The 17,483-nt window shown below is 58.0% G+C and carries 16 protein-coding genes; 8 read left to right on the top strand and 8 right to left on the bottom strand.

Annotated elements, in window-relative coordinates:
- The first annotated feature begins 12 nt into the window (after positions 1-12).
- Positions 13-1,020, top strand: coding sequence for an AraC family transcriptional regulator (locus ACDI13_RS10770; RefSeq protein ID WP_316989339.1), 1,008 nt, complete (start codon positions 13-15; stop codon positions 1,018-1,020).
- Here ACDI13_RS10770 and ACDI13_RS10765 read toward each other — a convergent pair.
- Complete coding sequence (locus tag ACDI13_RS10765) at positions 1,017-1,529, bottom strand: 2,4'-dihydroxyacetophenone dioxygenase family protein (protein ID WP_026483888.1); 513 nt, start codon at positions 1,527-1,529, stop codon at positions 1,017-1,019. The genes ACDI13_RS10770 and ACDI13_RS10765 overlap by 4 nt on opposite strands.
- Before the next feature lie 394 nt (positions 1,530-1,923).
- Between ACDI13_RS10765 and ACDI13_RS10760 the strand changes: the two genes are divergently transcribed.
- Positions 1,924-2,763: an alpha/beta hydrolase gene (locus ACDI13_RS10760; protein ID WP_316989338.1), complete on the top strand. Its 840-nt coding sequence runs from the start codon at positions 1,924-1,926 to the stop codon at positions 2,761-2,763.
- Positions 2,764-2,870: 107 nt separating this feature from the next.
- Here ACDI13_RS10760 and ACDI13_RS10755 read toward each other — a convergent pair whose 3' ends face one another.
- On the bottom strand, positions 2,871-4,061 hold the full coding sequence (locus ACDI13_RS10755; protein ID WP_316989337.1) for an acetylornithine transaminase: 1,191 nt from the start codon (positions 4,059-4,061) through the stop codon (positions 2,871-2,873).
- Positions 4,062-4,081: 20 nt separating this feature from the next.
- Here ACDI13_RS10755 and ACDI13_RS10750 point away from each other — a divergent pair, with 20 nt between their 5' ends.
- Positions 4,082-4,213: a hypothetical protein gene (locus tag ACDI13_RS10750; RefSeq protein ID WP_372372448.1), complete on the top strand. Its 132-nt coding sequence runs from the start codon at positions 4,082-4,084 to the stop codon at positions 4,211-4,213.
- A gap of 121 nt (positions 4,214-4,334) precedes the next feature.
- Here the strand turns inward: ACDI13_RS10750 and ACDI13_RS10745 are convergent, their stop codons facing one another.
- From ACDI13_RS10745 to dinB, 5 genes are all read right to left on the bottom strand, one after another.
- Positions 4,335-5,396: a serine hydrolase domain-containing protein gene (locus tag ACDI13_RS10745; protein ID WP_316989336.1), complete on the bottom strand. Its 1,062-nt coding sequence runs from the start codon at positions 5,394-5,396 to the stop codon at positions 4,335-4,337.
- Positions 5,396-7,930 carry a TonB-dependent siderophore receptor gene (locus ACDI13_RS10740; RefSeq protein ID WP_316989335.1) on the bottom strand — a complete coding sequence of 845 codons (2,535 nt, stop codon included), beginning with the start codon at positions 7,928-7,930 and terminating at the stop codon, positions 5,396-5,398. The genes ACDI13_RS10745 and ACDI13_RS10740 overlap by 1 nt, the downstream gene beginning before the upstream one ends.
- Before the next feature lie 79 nt (positions 7,931-8,009).
- Positions 8,010-8,990 (bottom strand): FecR domain-containing protein, encoded by a 981-nt coding sequence (locus ACDI13_RS10735; RefSeq protein WP_316989334.1) that lies wholly within the window; start codon positions 8,988-8,990, stop codon positions 8,010-8,012.
- Entirely contained in the window at positions 8,987-9,535 is a 549-nt protein-coding gene (locus ACDI13_RS10730; RefSeq protein ID WP_316989333.1) for a sigma-70 family RNA polymerase sigma factor, read from the bottom strand. Before ACDI13_RS10730 ends, ACDI13_RS10735 begins: the two co-directional genes overlap by 4 nt.
- Positions 9,536-9,609: 74 nt before the next feature.
- Positions 9,610-10,728, bottom strand: coding sequence for a DNA polymerase IV (dinB, locus tag ACDI13_RS10725; protein WP_372373117.1), 1,119 nt, complete (start codon positions 10,726-10,728; stop codon positions 9,610-9,612).
- A gap of 265 nt (positions 10,729-10,993) precedes the next feature.
- Between dinB and ACDI13_RS10720 the strand changes: the two genes are divergently transcribed.
- The 5 genes from ACDI13_RS10720 (at position 10,994) to ACDI13_RS10700 (ending at position 16,603) form a co-directional block, all read left to right on the top strand.
- Positions 10,994-12,565: an ABC transporter substrate-binding protein gene (locus ACDI13_RS10720; protein ID WP_316989331.1), complete on the top strand. Its 1,572-nt coding sequence runs from the start codon at positions 10,994-10,996 to the stop codon at positions 12,563-12,565.
- A 156-nt stretch (positions 12,566-12,721) separates the two neighbouring features.
- Positions 12,722-13,708: an ABC transporter permease gene (locus tag ACDI13_RS10715; RefSeq protein ID WP_009461210.1), complete on the top strand. Its 987-nt coding sequence runs from the start codon at positions 12,722-12,724 to the stop codon at positions 13,706-13,708.
- 1 nt (position 13,709) lies between these two features.
- Positions 13,710-14,624, top strand: coding sequence for an ABC transporter permease (locus ACDI13_RS10710; RefSeq protein ID WP_316989330.1), 915 nt, complete (start codon positions 13,710-13,712; stop codon positions 14,622-14,624).
- 3 nt (positions 14,625-14,627) lie between these two features.
- Positions 14,628-15,602: an ABC transporter ATP-binding protein gene (locus ACDI13_RS10705; RefSeq protein WP_316989329.1), complete on the top strand. Its 975-nt coding sequence runs from the start codon at positions 14,628-14,630 to the stop codon at positions 15,600-15,602.
- Complete coding sequence (locus tag ACDI13_RS10700) at positions 15,599-16,603, top strand: dipeptide ABC transporter ATP-binding protein (protein WP_316989328.1); 1,005 nt, start codon at positions 15,599-15,601, stop codon at positions 16,601-16,603. Before ACDI13_RS10705 ends, ACDI13_RS10700 begins: the two co-directional genes overlap by 4 nt.
- Positions 16,604-16,770: 167 nt before the next feature.
- On the opposite strand, the gene panD is transcribed toward ACDI13_RS10700, so the two are convergent.
- Positions 16,771-17,331, bottom strand: a complete 561-nt coding sequence (gene panD, locus ACDI13_RS10695) for an aspartate 1-decarboxylase (RefSeq protein ID WP_009461218.1) — start codon at positions 17,329-17,331, stop codon at positions 16,771-16,773.
- Between the last annotated feature and the right edge of the window lie 152 nt (positions 17,332-17,483).

Raw genomic sequence — 17,483 nt, 5'->3', positions numbered from 1 at the left:
AAGGGGTTCCCAATGTCGGCAGAAAATGGCTTGGATCTGTCGGTGTTGTACCGTCATCCAGTCTTTCATTCGCACAGCGCCGAGCTGTCTCATCAGCCACTTAGCCGGGCCATTTCCCGGCATGCCCTGCATTGGGGGCGCGGGCGCATCAACACCAGCCTGTACCGCCGCGATATTGATCAGATCAGCCTGATGCGACTGGGCTACGGTGCCGAGGTGGAAATCCAGGCCGATGCCTTCGGGGACTTCTGTCTGGTGCAAATGCCCTTGCAAGGTACGGCCGAATTCATCAGCGATGGCCATCACAAACTAACAGCCTATCCCGGCGATATTGCGGTGGTGTCTCCCTGCCATCATGTGCGCACCTTGTGGCAGGCCGGTTGTGAACAACTGATTGTGAAAATCCCCTACAGCCTGTTTGATGGCGTGGGCCATCAGACGCTGGCACAAGAGGGCATGACACGGGGCTGTGTTTACAAGCTGGACCCCTGTATGGGCCCGCAATGGGCCAACCTCATCCAGCACCTGCTTTTACTCCCCACGCAAAACAACGATCGTCTTGCGAGCTGGACGCAGCATATTGAAAGCAGCCTGGCTTTGTTCCTGCTGTGTCATCCCGCTGATGAACAGGCTGTGCAGGCTCTGGTGGATGAGTCCATGGGAGCCGCAGCCAGAGCAGGGCAGATACGTCTGCTCCAGGCTAAAAACTATGTGCTGGCCCATGTGCACAACACCATCTCACTGAATGATCTGGCTCAGGCAGCGGGTGTGAGTCCCCGCTTCCTGCATCTGCTGTGCCGCCGTCACTACAAGCAGTCCCCCATGAATTGGGTACGCAATCTGCGTCTGGACGCCGCGCATCAAGCACTACAAAGCCGCCCCCGCCCCAAGGTCACCGAGGTGGCACTGGCGCATGGCTTTGGGCATCTGGGGCGGTTTTCTGCCTACTACCAGCAACGCTTCAAGGAGCTGCCCCATCAAACGGGGCAGACACGGCACACAAGCCTCAAACAGTCTTAGATGAACATGGACTGGTTGATGGGCAGATTGTGCTTCTTACAGTAGCTGGTGTAATGGTCGATCATCCAGAACACATCAATGATTTCCAGAATGTTGTCGTTCTCGTCCAGGAACTCGATGGGCGTGCCCAGATGGAACAGGGTTTCCATGCCTTCGTCCGACACCAGAGTGTGAGTGCGGCCGGGGCTTTCATGGATGTAATGGCCAGCGCGAGCCACCCAATCGTATTCCTCGTAACGCAGGCTACCGGACAGGATGTAGCCGGTCACCACAGCGCGGTGACGGTGACGACCCAGGGAACCGCCCTTGTCGGCACGCATGATGTGTACCGAGGTGTTGTTGCGAATATCAAAGCTCAGGTGACGCAGCCAGATATTAGGGCCGAAAGGAATCCAGGGGGAGGTTTCCTCAGATGTATCGAAGTGGCCTTCAACCAGAGCGTATTCATCGCGTACCTTATCGATGCGCTTTTCGATCTCGATGTAGGGTGGGGTGCTGTTTTGGGTCATGACTTGTCTCTCTCATAGAAATAGAAACCGCTGCGTGTGTAACACAGTCGGATGCCAATCCCCCCGGATTGGCTGATTTTTATTCTATAAAGTCATTTGGCACCGAACTATCCAGCTCTGGCACAACACAGCAGCGGATTATCCCGTTCTGGCAGTCGCTTTGTCCTTCATTGCTCCCCGGACAATAAGAGGCGGCTCTTCGAGGATCCGTACTCGCCATTCTGCGATCACTTGTTCACCCCTATTGCTGCCCATAGGCCAAGCAAGACAGGAATGCCTCCATTAAATTACAATTCTGCATTTTGGTATACTATCTACAATTCTAGGCCGTGCTTCATGTTTTATCCAAATCACCTAAAAACAGTAACAAGGACGCTTAAGCATGCGGAATATAATGAAAAAAATGAATTTTCAGGATTTCAGCCTCGCCTATCTCCACCACCCTATAAACGACAACACCCCCATCATTTGTATACATGGTTCATGGGATGATCACCAAAGCTGGAACGGGGTGGCCAACAGCCTCTCTGAGCACACGCTCCTGCGCTACGACCGCCGTGGCCACAGCCAAAGCTCTGCGCCCAAAGGTCAAGGCCGCCTGAGCGACGATGTCGCCGATGTCATTGCACTTCTGGACTATCTGAACCTGCCAACAGCCCATGTCCTCGGACACTCCTATGGCGCCAATGTCTCTATTGTTCTGGCCAGCCGCCACCCGGAGCGGGTCAGTTCGCTGATGTTGCTGGAGCCCCCGGTTTTCAGCCTTCTGCAAGACGAAAACGAAGCTCTCAGACTGGAGGCAAGCAATTTGATGAAACAAGCTGCCATACTGATAGAGCAGGGACAGATCGAAGCAGGCGCAAAACTTTTCATCGAAAAAGTCGCCTTCGGAGACCGAGCCTGGCGTGAAGTATTTGACTCGCAGGCCCGCGCTACCATCCTGTCCAACGCACACACATGGCTGGACCAGTTCCGCGACCCGGATCGCTTGGCGGTCAATGTCAGCGCCTTGGCCACGTTCCCCGGTCAGACGACACTCTTAACCGGCAGCGCGACGCTACCCGCCTACACGGCAGTCGTTCAGAAAATTTCCGAACTAGTACCACGCGCCACTATTCGCAGCGTCGCAGGGGCAGGCCACGGTATGCATATTTCCCACCCGGAATTAGTGGCTGCCGCTCTGAAAGCCCATTTGGAAACAGTGTCAATGTCCCCCTTACCCAGAGCATGTTGATACCCACCGCCCCCTTGTCCGCTTTGTGACAGGTACACAAACCCGTTGGGGCAAAGACCAAAAAAAATCCGCCCGAAGGCGGATTTTTTTTACAACGCGCAGGCCGCTTAACCGCGAACCTTGACCAGAATTTCGTCTAGCCAGGCCAGCATCAGGTCGATTTCGTCGGCCGTGATGTTCAAGGCTGGCATGAAACGCAGCAGGTTAGGGCGAGGCGAGTTCAGCAACATCCCTTCTGGAGCGCGGTCGCGGGCCGCCGCGACAATCTCCGGGCCATCATCCTGATCCAGAATCAGGGCACGCAGCAGACCGTCACCACGCTCACCATCCATACCCCACTTGGCGCTGATAGCCAGCAAGCCTTCAGACAATTGCTTGGCACGGGCGTTAACCGAATCCAGGAAACCGGGAGCGGTCAACTCGTCAAACACCGCCACGCCCGCGGCGGTCATCAAGGGATTACCGTTGTAGGTACCGCCTTGATCACCCGGCTGAAAGCAAGAGATTTCCTCGCGCGCGCACAGTGCCGACAGCGGCACGCCACCACCAATACCTTTACCCAAGGTCATGATGTCAGGACGGATGCCCGAGTGTTCGTAGGCAAACAAGGTGCCGGTACGGCCCATGCCGGTTTGCACTTCATCCACGATCAACAGCAGCTTATGCTCGTCAGCCAGAGCGCGCAGACCCTTCATGAACTCCACGGTCGCGGGAATAACACCGGCTTCGCCCTGTACGGGTTCGAGCATGATGCCCACGGTTTGATCGTCGATCAGCGCGCGCACGGATTCCAGATCGTTCAGCTTGGCTTTGGGAAAGCCCTCGACCTGAGGCGCAAACATGCGATCCCAGCCGGGTTTGCCGGACAGGGACATGGTAGCCAGAGTACGGCCATGGAAAGAGTGCTCAAAAGAAATGATCTTGTAAGCGTTGTTCTTGTTGATCTGACCCCATTTGCGTGCCAGCTTGATGGCGCCTTCGTTGGCTTCACCACCGCTGTTGGCAAAGAACACGCGATCAAAGCAGGAGTGTTCCACGATGCGCTTGGCCAGCTCGATAGAGGGCTCGTTGTAGAACGCAGGCGAGGGGTTGATCAATTTGGACGCTTGTTCGGTGATCGCCTTGATCACGTTGGCAGGGCTGTGGCCCAGCGCATTCACGGCCCAACCCTGGACGGTGTCCAGGTATCGCTTGCCGTTGTGATCTTGCAGCCAGGAACCCTCTCCTCGCACAAAGACCAACTCCGGACGCTGGGTAATTTCCATTAATGCACGTACACCGGCCCGATCGAATTCCATAACGGCAAACCTTGATGAAAATGAAAGAAGAAAAAATAAACCAGCCCGGCGGCTGGACGATTCATTCTAACGCAGCACACCCCCAGCAGGACGCTTATGCCTGGGACAATAGCGATCTGGCTGTGGATTGTCCCTTTTCTGGTACAAGTTGATGCAAAAACAGCGCGGCTCCTGACGTATCAACAGGAGCCGCGCTGTTTTGCTTGAAGCCTGAAGGCTTGTTTCCCGGTGCTACGCTGCCGTATTAAACATGGCTCCGGGCAAGTCATGCCATCAAGGTCGATACACCATAGGCTCCAACTGCCCGATACCGGTCTGCAACAGGCGCTCGGCCATGGCCCTCACATCCCAATGAATGGCGTTACACATCACCACCGCCCCCTGACGGCGCTCCGGCGAGTAGGCCATGAAGCTGTGATAGCCCGCCCAGCCACCGCCATGCCCCCAGGCGGCATAGCCTTCACCCAGTTGCACGGTTTCCAGTCCGAACTGGTAATTATCCTTGGGTTCGGTCGGGGCCGATTGTGTCAGCAGACTACGCAGCCCCATCAGCGGCTGCCCCTCCGGGCTCTGCAAGACCGTGTCCTGCTCCAGGTGCTGCAACCAGCGCCACATATCTGCTGCACTGCTGTGCACTTGCCCATCACCCGTCTGCTCCCAACTGGACTCACTGCTTTGTACCTGTCCGTCCTTGACCCGATAGCCACGCGCCAGTTGCGGCAACACAGATGGGTAGCGATCCACAATCGCAGTCTCGTCCATACCCAAAGGTTCAAAAATATAGCGTTGGGAAAACTGGGTCAGGGGCTGGCCGCTGACCCGCTCCACCAGTTGAGCCAGCAGAAAATACCCAGTATTGCTGTATTCAAACCGCTCACCCGGTGTAAAGCGCAAAACGGGATGAGCGGCCAGAATCTCCAGCGTATCTGGCACGGTGACCGTCTCGTACTCGCGGCCTGCTTGATACAAAGGCTCGATGTAATCCGGCAAACCGCCGGTATGATGCAGGACTTGTCGCACGGTGGGTGTGCCCAGTTCTCCGGGCAGGTCCGGCCAATACCGGGCCAAGGGTTCATCCAGAGCCAATTTTCCATCCTGAACCAACAGCAGGACGGCCAGGGCGGTGAACTGCTTGGACAGGGAGGCCAGATTAAAGCGGGTGTGTTCGTCGATATACTGCCGCTTGTCCAGATCCGCCCAGCCCCAGCTTCCTGTGCGTTCCCCTTGTTCCGGGTTCAACAAGGTCCAGGCGCAACCCGGTTTTAGCAAGGTGCTGGCCTGTGCATTGACACTCATACCCAGGCCCAGCAAGGCTAGCCCTATCAGTCTTCTCATCAGAATCGTCCTGAAAAAGTTAAGGACACCTGTCGACCCAGACCCCAACCGCAAGTCCACAAGGAACCGCAACCGTTGACGTACTGTTTGTCGGCAATATTGGTCACATTCAAAGCAAGCTCGCTGTTCTTGAGCTCAGGCGAAATCCAGCCCAACTGCGTCGCCATCCGGAAATCCGCCACGGTATGCGCTGGAATGCGCAGGCTGGCGTAACCACCACCGGCCACTTCGATATCCCCGCCGTAAGACGAGCCCACATGACGAATCCCCAGCCCCATCACGGTGCCCGCCAACGCTGTGCGCCCGGTAAAGGTGTAGTCCACCCACAAGGCGGCTTGATGACGCGGCGTATACAAGGCCGGTTTGCCCTGTTCTTCAGGGATCTCACTGCTAAGCACTTTGGTGTCCAGGAAGGAATAACTGCCTATCACAGACCAGTTAGGTGACAGACGGCCGGTAAGAGCCAACTCCAGGCCGCGTGAGCGCAACTCTCCAGTTTGCACCTGGTCCGGAAAGCCGTGAACCGGGTCATCCGTCAGCCTGTTGGTCTGGCGCAGATCAAACACAGCGGCACTGGCCATCCAGTTCGCGCCATCAGGCTGATACTTGACACCCACTTCGGTCTGCTTGCCTTTCATGGGCCGGAAGGCCACACCCTCTGCCGTCACACCGGCAACAGGCTCAAACGAGGTGGCATAGCTGATATACGGCGCCCAACCCGACTCAAAGCGATACAAGGCACCCAATCGACCCGTGGTGGCCTTGTCGCTCTGGCCCAGATCATCCTCTCCGGCCCGGCGGCGGCTGGTACCACTGACGGAGGACCAATCCTGACGCAGGCCAGCGACCAGGCGCCAATTACCCCAGGACACCTGGTCTTGCAGATACACGCCAGTCTGATGACGTCGGTTGCTGACTTCGCTCAGGGTCGTAAAAGGCCCGATCGTTGCGCCATACTCTGGGTCATACAAATCCAGCAAACCACCGCTGCCTTCCGGTCCTACCGAGGCTGTCTGACGGCGGGCATCAAAGGTGCCCCGGTAATAGTCCAGCCCCAGCAGCACGGTGTGCTCGGCCTCCCCCAGGTTCCAGCGCCATTCGGACTGCGTGTCCACACCCAAAGAGCGCGACGTTCCTGTGCCACGGTTGGCGTAACGCTCCAGCGTGCGCCAATCCCAACCGCCTTCACTGGGGTCGTCAAAAGAATACATATCGCTGGTTACCGACTCCATCACGGACTTGATGCGTTGCACGCGCAAGTTCTGGCGCAGTGTCCAGTTGTCGTTGATGTCGTAGACCGCTGCCCAGCCAGCCATATCCTGATCGCGGTCATAGCGGTCGAAATGCGGCTCGCCGATAAAACGCGACAGGGGGATTTTGCCATTGGGGTTGTCAAACAAGGTGCCGTAGGCGGGCAACCACATATAGTCACTGCCGCCACGGTCCCGCTGGATTGATCCCATCAGGACAATTTCACCGTTCTCGCCCAGCGGCAAGGTCACGGACGGGGCCAGCAACTGACGTTTACGCTTGACATGATCAGTGCGGCTTTCCGTATCGGAGCTCAGTGCCAGCACACGCCAGGCACTGACACCATCCTGACCCAATGCACCGCCCAGATCCACACTGCCACGTAGCTGACGCGGAGCCCCCAAGGTCAATTCAATATTGCGTTGCTCCACGTGAGTCGGCCGCTTGCTGACCATATTGACCATGCCGCCCGGCACTACTTGCCCATACACGACCGAGGCTGGCCCCTTCAGGACTTCAATGCGCTCCAGCATGAAAGGATCAACCTGCGGCAAGGTCCAGTTATTGCCCGCACCGCTACCACCGGCCAGTTTTACGCCGTCCAGCCACGCCACTGAATCTGCATTGAAGCCACGCAAGGACATGGTGTCAAAACGCGAATCGACCCCATCAAACTCCACCGCCACTCCTGGCACATAGCGCAAGGCCTCGCCCACCGTGCGTGTAGCTTGAGATTCGATCTGCTGCTGCGTCACGACGGCGACCGAGGCCGGCGTGTCCATGATGGCCGCATCGCTCTTGGTCGCCGTTGCGCTGCGCGTTGCCAGCAAACCATTCGCGGGGCCGGTTGCGCTTTCGCGTTGAGCCTGCACACGTACCGCTTCCAGCTCCTCATGACTGCGTGTGCTCAAGCCAGGCACCGCACGCAAACGATAACCACGACCATCCGCCACGGCTTCCAGACCGCTGCCTTGCAAAATCTGCCGTAAACCCTGTTCCGGCGTGTAGGCCCCTTTCAGCCCCGTGCTGGTCTTGCCAGCCGTCAGGGACGCATCAATCGCCAGTAAAAACCCACTACGCGCCGCAAACTGATTCAAGACCTGATCCAGCGTGCCTGCAGCAATGTCATCACTCACTGGCTGACTGCCCAGGCTTTGAGCCCGAACGCTGGACATCGACAAGGTGCCTGCCAGACATACTGCCAGCAGGCAAGGCCCCAGAGCTAAACGGGCAATAGTGACACGTCCGGGCCGGGCCGCAGGACGCATGGATTTAATCAACATGGCTTCTCTCTTTCTGGAATAAGCAGCCCGGAACAAAAACCGGGCCTTTGCATGTATCCCGAACGAGAATCAAAAAGTGCTACGCCAACGCCGAAACCGTGACCCAATACGGTGTCATCATCCGTACCTGCACGGGCAAGGCCTGCGACACCGATTGCAAAATCGCGTCCGTATCCTGCAAGGGGTAAACGCCCGAAATCATCAACCCAGCCACGGCCGGGTCACACCGCAAGACTCCAGGCCGATAGCGCGCGACGTCTGCCAGGAAATCACCCAGACGCCGGCGTTCTGCCACCAACAGACCACGCTGCCAGGCACTGGTCTGCTCATTGGCCGGTTCTGGGGTATAGCTTTGCTGCTTGTTGAACAGAGCCTGCTGACCCGCCTGCAAGCGTGTGTACTGAGCGGCGTGGCGAGGGCGCAGCTCTACCGCCCCTTCATAAACCTGGACAGAGACACGCGCCATGGCAGACCAATGACGCACCAGGAAACGGGTACCCAGCGCCTGGACCTCCCCCTCGGGGGTCTGCACCACAAAAGGCCGATGGCGAACTTGCGGGTCGGATGCTGTGCTGATCAAGATCTCGCCACCCAGCAAGACGACACTGCGCTGCGTATCGCTGTATTGAACGTTCAAGGAACTGGCCGTATTCAGGGCCAGCAAGGTGCCATCAGGCAACGTCAGTTCTTTACGCTGGCCTGTTGCGGTGCGGTAATCCGCACTCCAGGCCGCCCACTGGGGGCTGCGGCTCACGCCATAACTGCCCAGCCCACCACACGCCAGCAGCAAGAAGCTGCGCAAAATGGCACGACGCCGCTGTACGGCCTGAGCAGACAAACCGGCTTGCAACACCTGGGACGCCACCGCTTGCGGCGCTAGCTGCATGTGCTGACCAAACTGCTGGATACGGGCCCAGGCCTGTTCATGCAAGGGGTCGGCAGCCAGCCAGATCTGAAAGTCCCGCTGTTCGTGCTCTTGCACTTCACCGGACCAAAACACGACTTGCCATTCCAGAGCCTGAGCATCAACGGGATTCATAGCGGGACGGGGTGGGCTCACGGCAGGGCGCTCGCGTCCAGATCAGCCATCACGGCAAAACAGGCTTGAGTGGCCTGCAGCATGTACTTGCGTACTGTCGCCACAGCAATGCCCTGACGCTGGGCAATGGCCGAATAGGTCAGACCCTCGTAGCGCGACAGCAAAAACACGTGTTGAACACGGCTGGGTAACTCATCCAAGGCAGCACAAATGCGCAGCAGCACTTCCAAAGTCAGGGCACGCTCTTCAGGAGAGATCGCGGTTGGTTCCGGCATATGCGCCAAGGCATCCAGATAAGCCTGCTCAATTTGCTGACGGCGGTAGCGATCAATGACCAGGCCCTTGGCAATCTGCATCAGGTGAGGGCGGGCCTGCTCCGGACCGGGAATACGACCCGAGCTCATGACACGCACATACGCGTCATGCACCAGATCGGCCGCATGCTGAGAACAGCCCAAACGTCGCCGCAGCCAATCATGCAGCCAGCCACGGTGCTGGCAATACAGCACATGCATGTGTTGCTGCATCTGAGCGACGGTTATCACTTCGGTGGGGCGCTCGTTCACGGGCGACTATCCTGAGACTTAAATAAGAATGAGTCTCATTATATTGATATGCCGCTGGTCTGCCTAGTTGTGAATCAGAACAAGCCGTCCAGATCCAGTTGCCGGGGCTGCTCCTGCGGCATTTCACTGATAGGCAGCAGGGCACTGGCTTTCACCCCCAGCAAGCGCAAACGTCTGTCCAGCACGGCACGTTTCAAGTTCTGGCGGGCGGCAGCCAGAATGGCATCCGCCGCCAGTACCGGAGCGGGCAGAGACAGGTCGCGCGTCACGGTTTTGAAGTCCTCGAATTTCAGCTTGATGCCGATGGTGTGGGCGCACATGGCGGATTTGCGTAAATCCTGCTCCAATTTTTCACACAAGGACTCCAGCGCGGCGGACAGGCGAGACCGATCCATGCGCACGTGCAGATCACGCTCGAAGGTGGTTTCACGACTGATCGACTTGGGCGTGCGATCGGTGGATAAGGGGCGCTCGTCCTGGCCTTGAGCCACGGCCATCAGCCATTGTGCGTAGCGCAGGCCAAACTGTTCCTGCAATTGTTCTGCAGGTGTGGCGGCCAGCTCCCCAATCTTCTGTATGCCCATCTCCATCAGTTTCACGACGGACTTGGGACCAATGCCATTGATCTTGCCCACAGCCAGCGGCCAGATGCGGGTAGGCACATCGTCCATGGTCAGCACACAGGCGCCATTGGGCTTGTTCAGCTCCGAGGCAATTTTGGAGAGCAGCTTGTTGGGCGTGATGCCTACCGAACAGGTCAGGCCCGTGGCCTGGTTCACGGCCTGGCGGATCTGCTCGGCCAGTTCGTGGCTGTCTTCGGTTTTATGGCTAAGGTCCACATAGATCTCATCAATACCCCGATCCTCAATATGGTCCGAGACCGTGGCCACGGCCTGTTTAAACAAGCGCGAATAATGACGGTAGGCTTGAAAATCGGCCGGTAGCAAGATGGCATCGGGAGCCAGTTGGGCCGCCTTCATTAAACCCATGGCCGAGAACACACCCAACTGACGGGCTTCGTAGGTCGAGGTCGTGGCTACCCCGCGCCCGACATAATCCGCCAGACGAGCATGTTGCCAGCGACCATCGGGCAATTGGCGCGGGGTATCGGCACTGCGCCCGCCAATCACCACGGGGCGGCCGCGCAAATGCGGGTAGCGCAGCAGCTCTACCGAGGCATAAAACGCATCCATATCCACATGAGCGATACGCCGCTCCAGGGGGTTTTCTTCTTGTGCCGCCACCTTGATCAGCCTGTTAACTGTATATATGTACACCATTATAGCGACAAGTCGGCGATCCACTGAGAGCAACCAAATAAGCGCCAAGATGATATAAATCACTAAACATCATTAAGCTGACGACAGGCTGAAACTACGTATTGAATCGGCAACAAGCGCCCGGTTACTATGCAGCCTCTCTATCAGCCGACACCAAGCATCCCAACAGGAGGTTTTCATGAAAAAAACAGTATTGGCTGCTGCGCTGGCAGCTCTGGTCGCCCTGCCCATGGTAGGCCACAGCAAAACGCTAACCTGGTCCAGCCAGGGCGACTTCATGACCCTGGACCCACACGCACAGAACGAAAACCTCACGATCACAGGCAGCATGTATATCTATGAGGCGCTGGTGGACTACGACAAGGATTTCCAGATTGTGCCCAGCCTGGCAACGGCCTGGGAACAACGCGAACCGACTGTGTGGCGCTTTACGCTGCGCGAAGGGGTGAAATTCCACGATGGCGCTCCCTTTACCGCCGATGACGTAGTGTTCTCCGTTGAGCGCGCCATGGCACCCACGTCCAACTTCAAAGCCTACGTGAACGGCATCGTCAAGGCTGAAAAAGTGGACGACAAGACGGTGGACATCATTACCTCCGCCCCCAACCCGGTCTTGCTGCGTCAGTTGACCAGCGTGTTCATCATGAACAAAGCCTGGTCTGAAAAACACAATGTGACCCAGCCCCAGGACTTCAACAAGAACGAAGAAACCTACTCGGCTCGCAACACCAACGGCACCGGCCCTTACAAGCTGAAATCGCGTGAAGTGGACGTGCGTACCGTCTTTGTGGAAAACGAAGAATGGTGGAACAAGGGCAACAAGGTGGGTAACGTCACCGAAGTGATCTACGTACCTATCAAGCAGAACGCCACCCGTACCGCCGCCTTGCTGTCTGGCGAAGTGGACCTGGTTCTGGACCCGCCTGCGCAGGATTTGCAGCGTCTGCGCCAGCAAACCAAAATTGTGGAAGGCAACGAGTACCGCACCATCTACCTGGGACTGGACCAGAAGAATCCCGAGTTGAAGTACAGCAGCATCAAGGGCAAGAACCCCTTTGCTGATCAGCGTGTGCGTGAAGCCCTGTATGTGGCCATCGACATTGAAGCCATCAAGAAAGCCGTGATGCGCGGTTCCTCCGCCCCCACCGGCACCATGGTGGCCCCCCAGGTTCACGGCTACACCAAGGAACTGGCCCAGCGCCTGCCTTACAGCCAGGATCGCGCCAAGGAACTGCTGAAAGAAGCCGGTTACGACAATTCCCTGACCTTCACCCTGGATTGCCCGAACGACCGCTACATCAACGATGAAGCCATCTGCCAGGCCATCGTGGGCATGTGGGCCAAGGTCGGCGTGAAAGCCAACCTGAACGCCATGCCACGCGCTACCTACTTCCCCAAAGTACAAAGCTTTGACTCCAGCGCCTATATGTTTGGCTGGGGCGTGCCGACCTTTGACGCGCTGTACACCTTGCAAAGCCTGATTCGCAGCAAGGGCGAGGGCGCGGACGGCTCCTTTAACTTTGGTGGTTACGAGAACGCCGAAGTGGACGCCTTGATCGACCAGATCAAGACTGAAACCGACACCGCCAAGCGCGATGCCGCCATCCACAAGGTTCTGGAAATCCATGCCAAGGAAGTGGGTCATATTCCTTTGCATGACCAGATCATTCCTTGGGCCATGGCCAAGAAGGTCAACGTGATTCACCGTGCGGACAACCGCATGCTGGCTCAATGGACCACCGTCGACTAAGTTTTTCCTCCATCCCGGCCCCGCCTCCCAGCGGGGCCGGTTCCCATTACGCTGTAGTCATTCGTTTCTACACCAGCCCCCCTTACCGGGCCCTTTCTACACATTAAGGACGACACTGGTCGCGAGTGATCCTCGCGCTCTACCAGGAGACCGCCTATGCTGGTATTTATTATTCGCCGTCTGATCCAGGCTGTTCTGGTGATGCTGACGGTCAGCCTTCTGGCTTTTGTGCTGTTCCGCTACATTGGTGACCCGGTCACCATCATGCTGGGCCAGGACGCCACCGAACAAGATCGCGTGGAACTGCGTGCCAGCCTGGGGCTGGACCAACCCGCCCCCGTGCAATTCGGACGCTTTGTGTCTCAGGCTGTACAAGGCGAATTTGGCCTGTCCCTGCGGCAAGCCCAACCGGTTTCCACTCTGCTCAAAGACCGCCTGCCTGCCACCGTAGAACTATCCGTGGTGGCCGCCATCCTGGCCTTGCTGATCGGCCTGCCGCTGGGCGTCTACACCGCCTTGAAGCGCAATGGTTTCATGGCACAAAGCATTCTGGCCTTTTCCCTGCTGGGAATATCCTTGCCCACCTTCCTGATCGGTATTTTGCTGATCCTGATCTTCTCCGTGCAATTGGGCTGGCTGCCCAGCTATGGCCGGGGAGAAGTCCTGAAGTTTGGCTGGTGGAGTACCGGCCTGCTTAGTTGGGACGGCATCAAGCATTTGATCCTGCCCGCCATCACGCTCTGTTTGTTCCAGCTCACGCTGATCCTGCGTCTGGTGCGCTCGGAGATGCTGGAAGTGCTGCGCGCCGACTACATCAAATTTGCGCGTGCCCGTGGCTTGTCGCAACGTGCCATCCACTTTGGTCACGCCCTGAAAAACACCATGGTGCCGGTGATCACCATCACAGGGCTGCAACTGGGCGGCATCATCGCCTTTGCCATCGTGACGGAAACCGTTTTCCAATGGCCGGGCATGGGTCTGCTGTTTATCCAGGCCGTGCAATTTGCCGATATCCCCGTGATGGCGGCCTACCTCTGTCTGATTGCCCTGGTATTTGTTGTGATCAACCTGCTGGTAGACCTGCTGTACTTCCTGGTCGATCCACGTCTGCGCACCCAATTGTCGGGCGCCAAGGGGCACTAATATGTTCGCTAAATTGAAAAACGCCTGGGATAGCGATCTGGTCTGGTCCTGGCGTCATTCCCCCGTGGCCATCGCGGCCACCATCATGGCTTTGCTGCTGTTTATCGGCGCGCTGGGTGCCCGCTGGGTGGCTCCTTACGACCCGTTCGATCTGACCTCTATCGACCTAATGGACGCCTTGCTGGCCCCGGCCTGGTCGGAAAACGGTTCGCCTCAATACTGGTTGGGAACAGACAGCCAGGGGCGTGATCTGTATTCGGCCCTGTTGTACGGAACGCGCACCTCCTTGCTGATCGGTCTGGCCTCGGTGGCTCTGTCCATGGTGGTCGGCATTGTGCTGGGCCTGCTGGCCGGCTACTCCGGTGGCCGTGTTGATGCCTTCATCATGCGTGTGGCCGATGTGCAGTTGTCCTTCCCAGCCATTCTGATTGCCTTGCTGATCGACGGGGTGGCCCGTGCTGTGTTCCCCTTGAGCATGCACGATGTGGTCGCCTTCCCGGTGCTGATCGGGGCCATTGCACTGGCCGGTTGGCCGCAATATGCCCGTACCGTGCGCGGCTCCACGTTGGTGGAGAAAAACCGTGAATACGTGCAGGCTGCCCGCGTCATTGGCGTGTCCTCGCCGCGCATCATGTTCAGTCATGTGCTGCCCAATGTGATGGGCCCCGTGCTGGTGCTGGCCACCGTGCATCTGGCCACGGCCATCATTACCGAAGCCACGCTGTCCTTTCTGGGCGTTGGCGTACCGGCCACCTCGCCCTCCCTGGGCACCCTGATCCGGGTCGGTAACGACTTCCTGTTCTCGGGCGAATGGTGGATCACGATTTTCCCTGGCCTGATGCTGGTGCTGCTGGTGCTGTCGGTCAACCTCCTGGGCGACTGGTTGCGTGACGCCCTGAACCCAAAATTGAGCTAAGCCATGACTGCACTCTTAACTGTCCAAGACCTGTGTGTCGAATTTCCGACCCGGCGTGGGGTGCTCCAAGCCCTGGATCATGTGTCCTTTTCCATCGCCCCCGGTGAAGTGCTGGGTGTGGTGGGCGAATCGGGCGCCGGTAAATCCCTGACGGGTTCCTCCATTATTGGTTTGCTCGATGCCCCCGGTCGCATCAGCGGCGGCCAGATCCTGCTGGAAGACGAGCGCATCGACAACCTGAACCAGGACCAGATGCGCACGATTCGTGGCCGCAAGATTGGCGCAATCTTCCAGGACCCGCTGACTTCACTGAACCCGCTTTATACCGTGGGCCATCAGTTGGCCGAAACCATCGTCACGCACCTGCCCCTGTCCTGGAAACAGGCACAGGAACGCGCCATCGAATTGCTGGAAGCCACTGGCATTCCTGCAGCACGCGAGCGTATCGACCACTATCCGCATCAGTTCTCTGGCGGTATGCGTCAACGGGTGGTGATTGCGCTGGCACTGGCGGCCGAGCCCAAGCTGATCGTGGCGGACGAACCTACCACTGCACTGGACGTGTCCATTCAGGCGCAGATTATCGACCTGCTGAAAAAGCTCTGTCGCTCACAAGGCACCTCGGTCATGCTGATTACCCACGATATGGGGGTGATTGCCGAGACCGCCGACCGCGTGGCCGTGATGTACGCCGGTCGCATTATCGAGATCGGCCCGGTACAGGACGTGATCCAAAAACCCAGCCACCCCTATACCCGTGGCTTGATGCGTTCCATCCCCAATTTGCACGCCGGGCTGGAGCGCCTGGAGCAAATCCCCGGCAGCATGCCGCGCCTGAACGCCATCCCACCCGGCTGTGCCTTCAATCCGCGTTGTGATCGCCGGTTTGATCGCTGCCTGGTCGAACGCCCCGAGCTGATGCCTGTTCCCCCACAAACACAGGCGGCCTGTTGGCTGCATGCACAGGAGTCCGCATGAACGCCCCTAAACAAGCCCTGGTCCACGTCAAGGACGCTGCCTGCTGGTTCGATGTGTCCCCGCCCTTGCTGGAACGTCTGGTCTACCGCAAACCCAAAGTAAACCTGCGCGCGGTCGATGGCGTCAGCTTCACCCTGAACAAGGGTGAAACCCTGGCGCTGGTGGGTGAGTCCGGCTGTGGAAAATCCACCGTGGCCCGTTTGCTGACGGGCCTGTATTCGCTGACACGCGGCGAGATTCTGTTTGACGGCCAGTCCCTGAAATCCATGGACAAAGCTAGCCAGAAGGCCATGCGCAAGCGCCGTCAGATGATTTTTCAGGACCCGTATGCCAGCCTGAATCCGCGCTGGCGCGTGGGCCGCATCATTGCCGAGCCACTGGTTACGCACACCGACATGAGCCGCGCCCAGCAAGACGCCAAAGTGGCCGAACTGCTGACGCAAGTGGGCCTGAACCCCAGCGACTCCCAGCGTTATCCGCACCAGTTCTCCGGTGGCCAGCGCCAGCGTATCTCCATTGCCCGTGCGCTGGCTCTGCAACCCGAATTCATCGTCTGTGACGAGCCCACCTCGGCGCTGGACGTGTCAGTGCAGGCACAGGTACTGAACCTGATGAAGGATTTACAGCGCGAACTGGGGCTGACCTATCTGTTCATCTCGCACAATCTGGCCGTGGTGCACCACGTGGCCGATCGGGTTGGCGTCATGTATTTGGGCCGGATTGTGGAAATTGCGCCACGCGACGATTTGTTCGCACAGCCTCGCCATCCCTACACCCGGATGCTACTGGGAGCTATTCCTGACATGAGCGGGGCGGGCAAAAGCCGCATTCCGGTAGCGGGTGAAGTCCCTAATCCGCTGAACCCGCCATCAGGCTGTACCTTCCACCCACGCTGCCCACTAGCCAATGATCGCTGCCGCCGCGAAGCCCCGGCTTTGCTGCAAACCGGGCCGCAAGAAGTGGCTTGTCATGCAGTAGAAGAAGGGCGCGATCAGGCCTGATGTAAAAAACGCTGCAGCTACTGCCTTTGGCAGTGGCTGCAGCGTTTTTTTACCGCTGATTATTCTTTAGCAACACACCTTTCCTTGTCGGAAAACCAGGCTGGAAAATACCCAGGGTCATGATGTTCTCGTTAGCAGCCGGGCCATTGCGGCCCGCCACAAGAACATCAATTCTGGTTCGCAGGCGCGAAATCGGCCAGATGGCAGGACAAAATGTCAGCAATGGCGCGATCGTCCAGGCCACGGGAGCGCAGGTCAGCGGACAGGGCGTCCACGTCGACACGGGCCAGTGGGCGCTCGGCACCGCGAGGGCGGTCGTCGCGCACCACGCGGAAGTCGTAATCGCGCTGGGCGGTCTTGGCCACTTCGTAGTGCATGACTTCATCCACTTCGTTTTCCGGCGTGAAGGTCAGCACGGTAGGGCGCAGGGAATACAGGTCTTCGGAGTTCATCACGTATTCGGTTGCGCAGATGATGACGGTATCGCCTTTCTGACAGGTACGGGCCGCCGCGCCGTTCAGAACCACGCAACGCGAACCGGGCTCACCGAAGATTACGTAGGTAGAAATACGGGCACCACTGTCCTTATTCCAGATTTCCACAAACTCCATGGGTAAAATGCCCGCTTGTTCGCAGATTTCCGGATCCAGGGTGATCGACCCGTGATAGTTCAAGTCGGCACCGGTCACCTTGATACCATGCAGCTTGGCACGGACCACTTTTTTCATGACAACACTCTCTAGAAACAGGTCCCCTAAAAACGGACACCTAAGCTTGGCTAAAACGCGGCTTACGCTGCGCCCTTAGCCCGATCAGGGCTGCGGGAAAGACTGCATCATAAACCCAGAAATGCGCGCAAATCCGTTTAGACCCACAGATT

The organism is Alcaligenes faecalis (assembly GCF_041521385.1).
In the GTDB taxonomy this organism is placed as follows: domain Bacteria; phylum Pseudomonadota; class Gammaproteobacteria; order Burkholderiales; family Burkholderiaceae_B; genus Alcaligenes; species Alcaligenes faecalis_E.
The sequence above is the reverse complement of the archived record's forward strand: the minus strand, read 5'-3'. Positions and strand labels throughout refer to the sequence as shown.